Raw genomic sequence first — 14496 nt, forward strand, 5'->3', positions numbered from 1 at the left:
CGCATGCCGAGTGCAAACAGTATTCCCTCACTGATTGGGTGTGGTATTGGTCACGGTTGACCACCCAATCGAAGCGCATTTAGCATCAACTGAAATGGGCCACCATGCGGGCGGCCCGAATAAACAGAACCGTCCGCAGACGGCAGCGTTGACCAGGCCGGATAGCCGCTCGCGCTTTACCGATTTTCGCCGCGTTCTCTTCTCCTGAAGGGTAACCCGTGTTTTTACCCCGAATCGCAGTCAGTAATCATTCCGGCGAAGAGATAAAACCCGCGCCTTTGTCGCTGGCGCAGGAGCGTCTGTGGGTCATGGCACGTATGGACGGAGACGCCAGCGCCGCCTACAACGAGCCGATGCCCTTCGATATCCGGGGACCGCTGGACCGGGACCTGCTCATCGAGGCGCTGCATCTGCTCACGGCCCGGCACGAGGTCCTGCGCACCCGGCTGGTCCCCTTCGAGGGTTCGGCTCTTCAAGTCGTCGATCCGCCGGACACGGGGTTCCCGGTGACCTTCGAGGATCTGACGGGACTGCCGGACGCGGCCGAACGATTCGCGCGCATACGGTCGGAGGTGGAGGGCACCCCGTTCCGCCTGGGCAAGGAGCCCATGGTGCGCGGCTGCCTGATAGCGCTCCAACCGCACCACCACGTACTGATCCTGATGGCGCATCACATCGTCTTCGACGGCTGGTCCCGCTCCCTGCTGCTCAAAGAACTGGGCGTGATGTACTCCGCGCTTCAGCAGGGGCAGGACGTCCCGCTGCCCGAACTCACCTGGCAGTACCGGGACTACACGCGCTGGCAGTGGGAGTGGATGTCGGGAGACGAGCCCGCCTCGCACGCCGACTACTGGACCACCGCACTGGCCGGCACCCCGGCCGTGATCTCCCTTCCCACCGATCGGCCCCGCCCGCCCGAGCAGGACTTCCACGGCGATCGGTCGCGCGTGACCGTCGACGAGGATCTGACGCGAGCTCTGCGCGCGCTGGCCGCCGACAACGATGTCTCCCTCTACGCGACCGTCCTCACCGGCTGGTCCGTGCTGCTGTCCCTGCTCTCCGGGCAGGACGACATCGTTGTCGGCGCCCCCACGTCGAACCGCCGGCGCGGCGACGTCGAGGGCCTGATCGGCCTCTTCGTCAACACCCTCGCCCTGCGCGCGGACCTCTCCGGCTCACCCAGCGTCAAGGATGCCCTGAAGCGGGTGAACCAGCGGATCCGTGACGCCCTCAAGCACGTCGATCTCCCCTTCGAACGAGTCGTCGAACTGGTCAACCCACCGCGGAGCCCCTCCTACACAGCCCTGTTCCAGACCGGGTTCGCCTGGGTGCCGTCCATGCGGAAGGAACTCGAACTTCCGGGCCTGCAGGTCGAGTTGCGGGAGGACGCCGCCCACGTACCCGCGAAGTTCGACATGGTCCTGGCCCTGGCCGACGAGGGGCGGCACCTCACCGGCGAGCTCGACTACGCGGTGGCGCTCTTCGACCGGGCGACGATCGAACGGTTCATACGTCAATTCCTGCGCGTGCTGCGGCTGATGACCGAGCGGCCCGATGCCGAGATCGCCGACCTGACACTGCTCGACGAGGACGAGCAGCGGGCGCTCCTCGCCGACTTCAGCACAGGGCCCACCGTGGCCGACCCGGCGTCGGCAGACGTACTGGAGCGCTTCGCCGCGCAGGTCCGAGAACGCCCCGGGCAGTGTGCGGTGGTGGCCGATGGCGTGGAGTTGGACTACGCGACACTCGACCGCCGGGCCAACCGTCTCGCCCATGCGCTGATCGCCCGCGGTGCCGGTCCCGATCGTGTGGTGGGCCTGCACGCCGGACGTACGGCCGACCTCGTCATCGGCGTGCTCGGGATCCTCAAGTCCGGAGCCGCCTACCTGCCCCTTGACCCCGGCCAGCCCCCGGAGCGGCTCGGCGCCATGGTGAGCGACGCCGCACCGATCCTCGTGCTGACCGACGAGAGGGACACCGCGGACGGCCACGGACGGCTGTGGGAGCACCTGGCGAAGGTGGAGGCAGAGGGGTCGCAGGACGAGGCACCGGTCATCGACGTGGACCGGACCCGGCTCGCCTACGTCATCTACACCTCGGGATCGACCGGCCGCCCCAAGGGCGTGGCGGTGACGCACGCCAGCGTCGTCAATCTCTTCGACCACTGGCGCGAACTCATGGGGGACGCCCCCGGCGAGGCGTCCTCCGCCTGGTCGAGCATCGGCTTCGACGCATCGGTGCACGAACTCCTCGTCCCGTTGGCCACCGGCGCCGTGCTCCACCTGGTTCCCGACGAACTCCGTGGAGACCCACGGGCGTTGCTGGACTGGATGCGCGAACGCAAGGTCACCCAGGCGTTCCTGCCTCCGTCCTACGTCCTGTGGATCGGCGAGGATCCGGCCGCACGCCTGGCCGGATCGAGCCTGCGCCAGCTCCTGACCGGAGTGGAATCCCTGCCGGAGAACACCCTGCACCGCATGCGTGACCTGCTGCCCGGCCTGCGCATCTGCTTCGGCTACGGCCCGACCGAGGCCACGCTCTACTCCACCGCCTACACCGACCCACAGCCCTACGAGCGGTCGTGTCCCATCGGGCGGCCCCTGCGCGGCACCCGCCTGTACCTGCTCGACGACCGCATGCGTCCTGTGCCCGTGGGGGTCCCCGGAGAGGTCTACCTCGGCGGAGCGAGTCTGGCCCGTGGATATCTGAACCGCCCCGACCTCACCGACGAACTCTTCGTGCCGGACCCGTTCGTCCCCGGTGAACGCCTTTACCGCACCGGCGACTTGGCACGCTGGCTGCCGGACGGCAACGCCGAGTACGTCGGCCGCCGCGACGACCAGCTCAAGCTGCGCGGATTCCGTATCGAACCCGGCGAGGTCGAGGCGGCTCTGCTGGCGGTACCCGGAGTGCGGGAGGCCGTGGTCCTGGCCGACCGGGACTCCCCCGGCGGCCCTCGCCTGGTCGCCGGCGTGGGATGTGACACCGGGGCCACGCGGCTGCCGTACGAGTGGCGTGCGGCCCTCAAGGACCGGCTGCCGGACTACATGATCCCCGCTGTGGTGGCCGAGTTCCCGCGGCTGCCGTTGAACCGCAGCGGCAAGGTGGACCGGACCGAGGTGCTGCGGGCCACGGCGGGAACCCGCGCCGGGCAGGTCAACACGGCCGCACCTCGCGACCATGTGGAGATGGCGCTGTACCGGGTCTGGCGCGGGGTGCTGCTGCACCCGGACATCGGTATCGGCGACAACTTCTTCGAGCTGGGCGGCACTTCGATATCGGCGATCAAGATGGCGTCCGCCGTCCAGGAGGAACTGGGCGTCGCCCTGCCCGTCCGGGACGTCATGCTGCACCCCACCATCGAGGCGCTCGCCGAACGGGTGCGCGGCAACGGGAGCGACACCGCGCGGTCCACGGAACCCGGCAACCTGGTCGAATTCCGTGCGGGCGACGGGCGACAGCGCGTGGTGTGCGTGCACCCCGCCGGCGGCACCGCGTTCTGCTACCTCCCCCTGTCCGCCGAACTGGCCGACGACATCGGCGTGGTGGGACTACAGGCACCCGGCATCAATCCCGGTGAGTCCACCCTGCCCGGTGTCGAGGCGATGGCCGAGGAGTACCTGCGGCTCGTCGCTCCCCGCACCGACGAGGCACTGGTGCTGTGCGGGCTCTCCTACGGCGGTCTCATCGCGTACGAGATGGGCCGCCGCCTGGTGGCGGCCGGACACGAGAAGGTGAGCGTGGTCCTCCTCGACACCCACGGCGCCCAGGACGACGAGCAGCGCGCCGCGATCGCACCGGTCGGCATGGAGGAGTTCCGGGAGAAGCTGGTGCGCTTCAACGGCATGTACCCGGGCATCGACGACGACCAGGTGGCCCGGTACCTGAACGTCTACAACCACCACCGCGAGACAGGCCGCGACTACGCCGTACCCCGATCGCCCGCCCGTGTCGTGCTGATGCAGGCGACGGCCGTCGAGGACGAGGAAGCGGACGCCGAAAACGCCGCCGCTCGTCTACGCGCGTTCTGGCGGCATCGCGCCGACGGCGAGTTCGTGGTCGAGCCGGTCGCCTGCGGTCACTGGGACATGCTGGAGAGCGACGAACTGCCCCGCGTCTCCGCCGTCCTCACCGCCGAACTGCACCGCCTGACCTCCGACCCCCGCCAGGGCGAGACGGAGTGCACCACACCTTCAGGCACGTCGGAGGCACGATGAACCCGCACGTCGAAACATCCCCCACCGACGTGGCCGAGGACGTGGGCGCCCCGGCCGGGATAGCCCTTGAGATTCACCGGCGGGCTCTTCGCACGCCACACGCCGAGGCGGTCGTCGACGGCGAAGTCGGCCTCGACTACGCGACGTTGAACGTGGCGGCCACCGGCGTCGCCCAGGAGCTGGAGCGCCTGGGCGTCACCGCGGGGCAGGCCGTGGCAGTGGCGCTGCCGCGGTCGTGGCGGCTGGTCTGCGTGATGCTGGGCATTCTGCGGCTGGGGGCGCGGGTCGTGCCCCTCGACACGCAGAGCCCCACGGAACGCCGTCATTTCATCCTCCGGGACTCCGCTGCGGTCGCCCTGGTGCACGAGACGACCGAGAGCGTCACCGGGCTCCCGCAGCACGTGAAGGCGCTCGCCGCGGACACCCTTCTGCCCGAACTCCCGGACCCCGCGGCAGCCGTGGCCGCCGTGGAGGCACCGTCCGCCCCCGGCGAGGTGTCCTTCCTGTTCTACACCTCCGGAACGACGGGGCAGCCCAAGGGAGTCGAGGTCCGAGACGCAGGGGTCCTGCGACTGGCACAACCCGGCTACATCCGCGTCGAGCCCGGTCTGCGCTATGCCTGCCTGGCCAATCCGGCGTTCGACGCGCTGAGTTTCGAAGTCTGGGTGCCCCTGCTGACCGGTGGCTGCTGCGTCATCCTGAACGACGGGGACGTACGGACTCCCGAGCGGCTCGCCGCGGTACTGCGGCACGGGAGAGTGGACACCCTCTTCGTCACCGCCGCGCTGTTCAACGCGGTGGTCACGGCCGTGCCGGACTGTTTTGCCGCGGCCGGCGAGGTTCTGGTGGGCGGCGAGCAGCTCGACGCCCGCACGATACGCCGCTGGTACCGCGACAACCCCGACAGCAACACCCGCCTGCTCAACGGCTACGGACCGACGGAGGCCAGCACTTTCGCCCTGTGCCATCCGATCCCCCGGGACTTCGACGGGGCCGTGGTGCCGATCGGCCGCCCCTTGCCGCAGACCGGTGCCGTCCTGGTCGTGCCGGGCCAGGAGCGGGTCGCCGCACCCGGTGAGGTCGCCGAACTCCTGCTGAGCGGAGCCGGGCTCGCCGCCGGATACCGCAACCTCCCCGAGGAGACCGAGCGGCGCTTCGTGCGGCTCACGTGGCTGGACGGCGGCGCGGAACGGCACTACCGCACCGGTGACCTCGTACGGGTGGACGACGAGGGCCTGGTGGAGTACGTCGGACGAACCGACCGCCAGGTCAAGGTCCGTGGCTTCAGGATCGAGCCCGGCGAGGTGGAACGGCGCGTTGGCGCCCACCCGGCGGTCCAACGGGCTTACGTGTGCACGCGCCGCGCGGACCAGGAGGGGCCCCACGAACTGCTGGCATTCGTCGTCCTCCGTCAGGAACTGTCCTACGAGGAGTTCGACAGTCACCTGGCGGCCCACCTGCCCGCCTACATGCGCCCCCACCGGATTCATCTCGTGGCCGAGCTGCCGCTCAACGCCAACGGCAAGATCGACCAGGCCGCCCTGCTGCGGCAGGCCGACCGGCCCTGGCGGCCCGCCTCCCCCGGCTCCGAGGGACCGGCCATGACGGAGACGGAGCGCCGGGTCGTCGAACTGGCCGAGGAGATACTCGGCACCACCGGCCTCGGGCTCGGCGACCGGTGGATCGCCAGCGGCGGTGACTCGTTGAAGGCGCTCCGGTTCTGCTTCGCCGTACGACAGCGATGGGGCCGCGAGCTGTCCCAGGCGGCCGTCCTGCACGGCGACCTGGCCGCCGTCGCCCGGTCGGTCGCCACGGTCCGTCCCGGCGAGGAGAGTGCCTTGCCGACACCGTTGGTCTCCGGTGCCCGCTCGGCGCCCGCCAGCAGCGAACAGCAGCGGCTGTGGCTGCTGCAGCGCCGTACCCCGGGCTCCCGGGCCTACTCCGTCAACCAGGCCTTCCACGTGGACGGACCCGTCGACACCGCCGGCCTCCGGCGAGCGCTGCGCGGCCTGGTGACACGCCACGAGGCGCTGCGGACGAGCTTCGGCCTCGGGCCTGACGGCCTGGAGCAGACCGTCGGAGAGCCGTACGACCCCTGGCACGAACCGGGCCCCGAGCATGCCTGGGACGAGGAGGAAGCGCACGCCTTCGCCAACACCTTCTTCGCCGAGCCCTTCGACCTCGCCGCCCCCCGCATGTTCCGAGCCTGCTGGCTGCCGCGTGACGGCGGCGGCACGCTCCTGCTTCACCTGCACCACATCGCCGTGGACGGCTGGTCGTTGAGCATCCTGCTGCACGACCTGTCGGCCGCCTACGCCGAAAGCGGCCGGCCCGAGGCACCCGCTCCGACCCCGCTGGACTTCGCCGTCTGGCAGACCGACCGGTTCGCGAGCCCTGCCTACCGGGCGCAACGCGATGAACTCCTCGCGTTCTACCGGGGTTTGGAGGAGCCGCTGGAGCCGCTGCCCGCCCAGGACGCCGGTCCGGCACCTCGGGCGCGCCTGCTGCACATGTCGCTCGACGTCGTTCGGCGGGCCCAAGTGGACCAGCTGTGCGCCGAGTTCGGACTGACCCGCTTCCAGGTCCTGCTGAGCGTGTTCTCCTGGTGCCTGTACGGCGTGACCGGCCTGGTCCGCCCGCGCGTTGCCGCCCCGGTCGCGGGCCGCCCGGTGCGCGAGTTCGAGAACAGCACGGGCATGATGGCGAACACCGTACTGCTGCCCTTGGCCGTCGCGCCCGGTGCGGACCTGCGCTCGCACCTCGCCCGCACCGGGACCGAAACAGGGCGGGTACTGGGACGCCAGGACGTGGCGCTCACGGACGTCCTGACCGGCTGGGAGGGCGTCGGCGACAGCACGCCGTTCGACTTTCTGTTCGTCCTGGAGAACACCGACTTCGGGGCGCTGCGGCTGCCCGGCTGCGCCCAGCGCCCGCTGTGGTGGGCGGCGCCGGAGGCCAAGTGTCCGATGACGGTCTCCGTGGTGGAGCACGCGGACGGCCTCGACGTGCTGTGGGAGTACGCCGAGGACCGGTTCACCGGCGAGGACGTCGAGGCGATGGCGGAGCTGTTCCGGCGGGGCGTGGACGCGCTCGCGGCCGGTGGCCGCTCCACCGCCCGGGAGCTCGTCCTGCCGTACCGGCGCTCCCTTCCGGAGCACGGGCGCGGCCCCGCCCCGGACACCGGCTTCAGCACGATCGCCGAAGGCTTCGGCCGGCAGGTCGACCGCACTCCGCACGCCCCCGCCGTCGTCACGGCCGACGGCTTCACCCTGAGCTACGCGGCCCTCGGCGCCCGGGCCGCGGCACTCGCCACGGAACTGGCCGACCGCTACCCGATCCCGGCCGACGGCAGCCCCTGCCGGGCGGCACTGTACCTGGATCCCTCCGTCGAGCACGTGGTGGCGCTGCTGGCGCTGGCACGGCTGAACGTCACCGCCGTCCCCCTCGACCCCTCCTACCCGGCCGACGTGCTGCGCCGCGTCCTGGAACAGATCGACCCGCTGTGCGTCCTGGCCACGCAGGACGGCTCGCCGACGCTGGACACGCTGCTCCCGGACGGTGTGGTGCACCACCTCGTCGAACCGGCGGTCCCGGCGCCGGTGAAGGGCGACTTCACGAGCGCGTCGTACGACGGGCAGACGTATGGCCGGCGCACGATCGACGCGTCGGCACACGACGGCGCCCGGCCCCTGTACACGCTGTTCACCTCCGGCTCCACCGGCGTCCCCAAGGGCGTGCAGATCCACGACCGCACACTGTGCGACCTGATCAGGTGGCAGTCCGGTCCCGGCGGCCTGACCGCCCCCGCGGCCACCCAGCAGTTCTCGATGCTGGCGTTCGACGTGTCCTTCCAGGAGATCTTCGGGACGCTGTGCACGGGTGGCACCCTCCAGCTCATTCGTCCCGAGTGGCGTCAGGACGTGCCTGCGCTCCTGGACCGGCTGGACTCCGCGGGCACCGAGCGGATCTTCATGCCCTATGTGGCCCTGCACCTGCTCGCCGAGTACGCCGTCCGCCTGAACAGGTATCCCTCCCGGCTGCGCGAAGTGGTCACCGCGGGCGAGCAGTTGGTGTGCACGGACAGCATCCGGCGCTGGTTCGCCGGACTCCCCGGCGCGCGCCTGTTCAACCACTACGGGCCGACCGAGACCCATGTGGTGAGCGCCCTGTGTCTGGAGGGAGATCCTGGGCAGTGGCCCGAGCGGCCCGCCATCGGACGTCCGGTGGCAGGCGCCGATCTGCGTGTGGTGGACGCACAGGGCGACCCGGTCCCGACCGGGCGCACCGGCGAGCTGCTGATCGGCGGCACCATGACCACCCGCTGCTACCTCGACGAACCCGCACCGGACGACACCCGCTTCGTCGAACTCCCCGGGGCGGGCCTGTTCTACCGCAGCGGTGACCGGGCGTTCTTCGACCGTGGGGGCCTGCTGCACTACGCGGGCCGCGAGGACCAGCAGATCAAACTGAGCGGGCACCGGCTCGAACTCGGCTCCGTCGAGGCGGCCCTGCTGCGCCATCCGGCGGTGGTCAACGCCGTCGTCACACGTGACGGAGAGCAGCTGACGGCCGGCCTGGAGATCCGTGGCGAAACGCCGTCCGCCGACGAGCTGACCGCGCATCTGTCCGCCCTGCTGCCCTCCTACGTACGTGTGGACCGCTTCCGCAGGCTGGAGAGACTGCCCCGCACACCCAGCGGCAAGCTGGACCGGCAGTCGGTCGCCCGGGCACCGGGGGTAGAGATACGTCGTTCCGCGCTCACCCGCACGGGCCTGTCGGCCGAGGAGGAGCGCCTCACCGCCGCCTTCGAGGAGGTCACCGGGTCGGTGATCGCGCCGGACCAGACCTTCTTCGAGGCGGGTGCCTCCAGTCTCGCCCTGATGCGCTTCCACCTGCGCTGCACCACGGCACTCGGTCTGCGCTTCAGCGTCGCGGATCTGTTCGAACACGTCACCGTCCGCGCCCTGGCCCGCCACCTCACGACCCCGCGGTCGCTCACCCCGTCGGCCGCGAAGAATGACGAGCCCCCCGAACCCGACGAACCCGGCGAGCCGATCGCGGTCGTCGGCATGGCCGTACGGGTGCCCGGCGCCCCGGACCTGGCCGCCTTCTGGGATCTGGTGGTCTCCGGCGGCACCGGAATCCGCCGCATCGACGCACCGGAAGGAGTCGTCGGCGCGCACAGCACGCTCGACGGCATGCTCGGCTTCGACCCGGGCCACTTCGGCATCAGCCCCCAAGAAGCACGTCTGATGGACCCTCAGCAGCGTCACCTGCTGATGGCCGGCGTGCAGGCCCTGGCGCACGCCGGAGTGGCGGACGCCTCGGCTGGCCGGGTGGGCCTGGTGGCCGGCGCCGGGGAGAACACCTACTTCCAGTCCCTGCTGCGCGAGGCGGACCCCGAACGGCTGCCGGACGGCTTCCAGCTCGCCCTCCACCACGAGAAGGACTTCCTGGCCACCAAGGTGGCGTACCACCTCGGGCTGACCGGCCCCGTCTTCAGCGCCCAGACAGCCTGCTCCAGCTCTCTGGTCGCCGTGCACCTCGCCGCCGGTCTGCTCCGGCAGGGCGAAGCCGACGTGATGCTCGCCGGAGGAGTACTCATCGACCCCGGGCTGACCGGCGGCTACCGCTACCGCCCGCAGCACATCTTCTCCGCGGACGGCGACTGCCGGCCCTTCAGCGACGACGCCACCGGCACGGTCGGCGCGAGCGGTGTCGGCGTCGTGGTCCTCAAGACGCTGCGGCGGGCACGGCGCGACGGCGACACCGTCTACGCACTCATCACGGGCTCCGCGATCAACAACGACGGTGCGGCGAAGATGAGTTACACCGCGCCGTCCCTCGCCGGACAGCGGGAGGTGATCCGGACCGCCCTGTCCCGCGCCGGACGCGCGGGCGCCGACCTCGGCTATGTGGAGGCACACGGCACCGGCACCCGGCTGGGCGACCCGATCGAAGTGGGAGCGCTTCGGCAGGCGTTCGACGTGAGTGAGTCCGGCCGCTGCGCCCTGAGCTCCGTCAAGAGCCAGCTCGGCCACATGGGAGCGGCCGCCGGTGTGGTGGGCCTCGTACGCGCGGTCCTCGCCGTGCACCACGGGACGCTCCCGCCCAACCTCAACTTCCGTGCCTTCAACCCCGAGATCGGCCCCGATCCCGCTCCCTTCTACGTCCCGGCCGAGGCCACGCCCTGGCCCGAGGGACGCGAACGGGTGGCCGCGGTCAGCAGCTTCGGGATCGGCGGTACCAACGCCCACGTCATCGTGGAGCAGGACACCGCGCCCGGACCGGTGGCGACCCGCAAGGTACCCGAGTGCCTGGTGCTGTCAGCCTCCACGGGTGAAGCCCTCGCCGCCGACGCCGCGCGGATCGCCGACTACCTCCAACTCCAGCCAGACCATTACGAGTTCGTGCTGCGTCATCTCCAGGCCGGGCGGGTCGCTCGCCGTTTGCGGGCCGCGACACCCGTGACGGACGTTGCCGCGGCCGAGCGCTGGCTGCGCGCGGTGGCCGCGGGAGCGGTGCCGCCCGGTACCGCGGACCCGGACGCCACAACGGTCTCCGCGGCCGGTCGCACGGCCCACGACCTCGCCGAGGACTGGGCCGCGGGACGCCCGGTCGACTGGGGGGCGGGCTCCGCTCCGGCGCCCTGGGACTTCCCTCCACCGTCCTTCTCCCTCACGGAACACGACTTCGACCGGCTGCCCGAGAAGCCTCGCGAGGTCCCGGCCGCCACACCCCGGCGGCTTCCCCGGGAGAACTGGCTGCACCAGCCGCACTGGGTCCGGCTGCGCCGTGCCGCCGTCGCGGACACCAGCGTGTCGGCCGGGCGCGCGTCCACCGTGGTCGTCGTAGCCTCCGAGAACACTCCGCGGACAGCGCTCGCGCCCTTCGAGGCAGTGGCATCGCGGCTGATACGGGTGCACCCGGCCGCCGCCTTCGCCCGCAGAGGACCGAACGCCTACGCCGTGGACCCCGCCGACCCGGCGTCTCTGCGCCGGCTGCTCGACGCGCTGTCCGAAGACGGTGTCCCCGCGTCCTCCGACACGGAGTGGGTGCACGCCCTGCCCCTCGACGTGACGGGGCCGGTCGGTCCCGACGCCCTGGAACACGCCCGTCACACCTGCCTGGACAGCACGGCGGCCCTGGCCCAGGCACTGACCGGGAGAAACGGCTCCCCCCGTGTGTGGTGGCTGTCGTACGGCGCCCGGCCCGTGACAGGCACGGTGGACAGACCCGAACTGGCGCTCCTCGCGGGGCCGGTCGAGGTCGCCCCTCAGGAGTCCGCCCTGACCGGCCACTGGCTCGACCTCCCCGACAGCGACCTCACCCGCTGGGCCGGACACGTGGCCTCGATCATCGCCGGAACACGTGAAACCGGTCATCCCGACGGACCGGATCTACCGCGCCAGCTCGCGCTGCGGCAGGGTTACTGGTGGCGGCCGGGCACCATACCCGTACCGGAACCGGAGGGGACAAGGTCCCTCGTACCGGCCGGAGCGGACACCGTCCACCTGGTTCTCGGCGGCACGGGCGGCATCGGCCGCGCCATCGCCGCCTGGCTGCTCGAACACACCCGCGGTCGCGTCCTGCTGCTGTCGAGAGACCCGCGGCTGCCGGAGGAGTTGAACGGATGGTCCCACCGCATCGGCCTCGTCCCGGCGGATCTCGCGACCATGCCCGTCCACGATGTGGCGGCGGCCGTGGCCGGCCACACGTCACGGCTGGACGGCGTCATCCACGCGGCCGGTCTCGGACACGGCGCGCTGCTCGTACGCCGTGACGCCACCGCGATGCGTGACGCCGGCGCGGTCCGCGAGCGGGGCGCACTCGTCGTCGAGCACCTGATCGGAGTCTTCCGCCCGGAGGTCGCGGTCTACTGCTCCTCGATGTCCGCCCTGCTCGGCGGTGTCGGCCAGAGCGACTACGCGGCCGGCGCGAGCCTTCTCGACGGCTTCGCCCGCCACCGGGCCACCGAGACGGAGACGACCGTCCGGATCGGCATCGACTGGGACATCTGGAGCGAGACCGGAATGGCGACCCGGGTCCTGAACCCGGACAGCCGCCATCAGGCCCACCTCGCGGTCGGCCTGACCGTCGAGGAGGGCAAAGCGGTCTTCGCGCATGCTCTCGCCCTGCAACTGCCTCAACTCCTCGTGTCCACCACCGACATCGATGTCTCCCGGTCCTTCTACGCTCCCACCGGGATCGCGGCCCCGCCGTCGCGTTCCGGACCGATGCACCCGACGGACGGAGAGGAGGAAGCCTCCGCCGCCGGCGGTTCCGGAGAGCGGGCGGACACCATGGCCCGGGTGATCCAGGATCTGCTGGGCGTGGACGAACTGGACCCCGAGGACTCCCTCTACGACCTGGGCGCCGACTCGCTGACCCTGATCAGCCTGATCGCCCGGATCGAGGACGACCACGGCGTCGAGTTCGACCTGGCCTCCTTCAGCCACCGCGTCAGCCTCACCGAGATCCTGAAACACATCGAGGCGGCCCTCACCTCCGCCGAGCCCACCACCGAGGCGGCCGGGGGCACCTCCCGGGTCGTCCTCGACATCTGGCAGGAGGGAACCGGTCCGGCCGTCCTGTGCCTGGTGCACCCCGTGGGCGGAGACATCCAGGCCTACCGCTCCCTGGTGGCAGCGCTCGGCCCCGCGCCGACGGTGTGCCTCATCGCCGACCCGGCACTCCGCGACACCGGGATGCCCGTGTGGTCACTGACCGAGCGGGCCCATCACTACGACGCGGAGCTACGTCAGCGCTTCGGCGGACCGGGCCACCGGCTTCACCTGGCCGGATGGTCCTACGGCGCCCGTGTGGCGATGGAGATGGCGGGCCTCGCCGAGTCGGCCGGTCGGCCACTGGATGCGCTCCACCTTCTGGATCCGCCACCGCCCGAGGCGGAAGCACTGGTCGCCGCCTACGACGAGGCTCACCTGGACAGGGTGTTCGCCGCCGAACTCGGCGCCGGCGCCTCTTCGTTGCCGGCCGAGCACGCACAGGCGTACGCCGAGAGGCTGGCCCGTTGCTGCCGCGCGAACCTGCGCAGCCTCGGGGAACATCGCGTACGGCCACTCGTCTCCGTCCCCACGTATCTGTGGCTGGCCGAACACCCCACGGCGGGCATGCCCACCCCCGCGGACCCTCAGGAGCCGGACCGGCAGTGGAACACCTGCCTGCCTCCGTCCGCCGTACGCAGATATCTGCCGACGGACCACTACGGCATCGTCGCGGCACCCCACGTGGACACGGTGGCCGAGACCATCAGGGCGACGCTGGCGTCCCCGGGTGCCGGTGCCCGCGGGACCGCTGACCTGTAAACCCCGCCCCGCCTCTGGAGGTTGACATGGAGTCATACGAACTCGAAGCGCTGGAAGCGGTGACCACTCGTCCCGCGTACCCCTACCGCACGCTCACCGTCGAGCGGATCACTCCCGTTCTGGGAGCGGAAGTCTCAGGCGTCGACCTGTCGCAGGAGATCCCGGCGGAGCAACTGGAGGAGATCCGGGCCGCCTTCCGCGACCACCACGTCCTCGTCTTCCGCGATCAGACGATCACCGCCGAGCATCACAAGCGCTTCGCCGCCGCCTTCGGCGAACTGCGCGCCGTCAACCCGCCGCCGCCCGAGGGCGATCCCTGCATCCTGGAGATCCGCACGACGTCGGCCTCGGCGAACGTGGCGGGCAACGGCTGGCACGCGGACGGCACCGCCGACGCCGAACCGTCCCTGGGGTCGATGCTCTACATCACCGAGACCCCCGAGCCGGGATGCGGCGGGGACACCCTCTTCGCCAACATGCACCTCGCCTACGGCATGCTCTCACCGGCGATGCGCGCCCTGCTGGACCCGCTGACCGCGATACACGACGGCGCGCAGGCCCTGGCGGGATACGCGCTGCCCCCGGACTACGTCATCCCCAAGAGCGAACACCCCCTCGTCGCCCGGCACCCCGAGACCGACCGCAAACTGCTGTACGTCAACAAGGCCTACACCAGCCGCATCCCGCAGCTCTCCCCCGACGAGAGCCGGGCCCTGCTCGACCTGCTCTTCGACATCATCGCCCGCAGGCCGGTCCTGCACTGCCGCGTCCGCTGGACCCCGGGCACGCTCGTCTTCTGGGACAACCGGTGCGTCCAGCACCACGCGACGTACGACTACTACCCCTACGCCCGCTACGGCCAGCGCGTCGCCATCAACGGCGGCCCCGTCAAGGGGTGATGTCCTGAAGGGGTGCGGCGTCGTGCACGGCCCTCGGTCCCGCGTACGACGCCT

The 14496-nt window shown here is 71.0% G+C and carries 3 protein-coding genes; all 3 read left to right on the forward strand.

Annotated elements, in window-relative coordinates:
• Positions 1-218: 218 nt before the first annotated feature.
• Genes ACWDR4_RS28655 through ACWDR4_RS28665 form a run of 3 tightly spaced genes read left to right on the forward strand, consistent with a single transcriptional unit; the run spans position 219 to position 14442 of the window.
• Positions 219-4217: a non-ribosomal peptide synthetase gene (locus ACWDR4_RS28655; RefSeq protein WP_450412976.1), complete on the forward strand. Its 3999-nt coding sequence runs from the start codon at positions 219-221 to the stop codon at positions 4215-4217.
• The gene (locus tag ACWDR4_RS28660) at positions 4214-13543 is read left to right on the forward strand and encodes an amino acid adenylation domain-containing protein (protein WP_450412977.1); all 9330 of its coding nucleotides are present in this window, start codon (positions 4214-4216) and stop codon (positions 13541-13543) included. The genes ACWDR4_RS28655 and ACWDR4_RS28660 overlap by 4 nt, the downstream gene beginning before the upstream one ends.
• A 26-nt stretch (positions 13544-13569) precedes the next feature.
• Positions 13570-14442 carry a TauD/TfdA dioxygenase family protein gene (locus ACWDR4_RS28665; protein WP_450412978.1) on the forward strand — a complete coding sequence of 291 codons (873 nt, stop codon included), beginning with the start codon at positions 13570-13572 and terminating at the stop codon, positions 14440-14442.
• The last annotated feature ends 54 nt before the right edge of the window (positions 14443-14496 follow it).

The sequence above is a fragment of the Streptomyces sp. NPDC000878 genome, from assembly GCF_053599695.1.

Coding starts and splice junctions, on each gene's coding strand:
- ACWDR4_RS28665 (WP_450412978.1), top strand. CDS start 13,570: ATGGAGTCATACGAACTCGAAGCGCTGGAAGCGGTGACCACTCGTCCC.
- ACWDR4_RS28660 (WP_450412977.1), top strand. CDS start 4,214: ATGAACCCGCACGTCGAAACATCCCCCACCGACGTGGCCGAGGACGTG.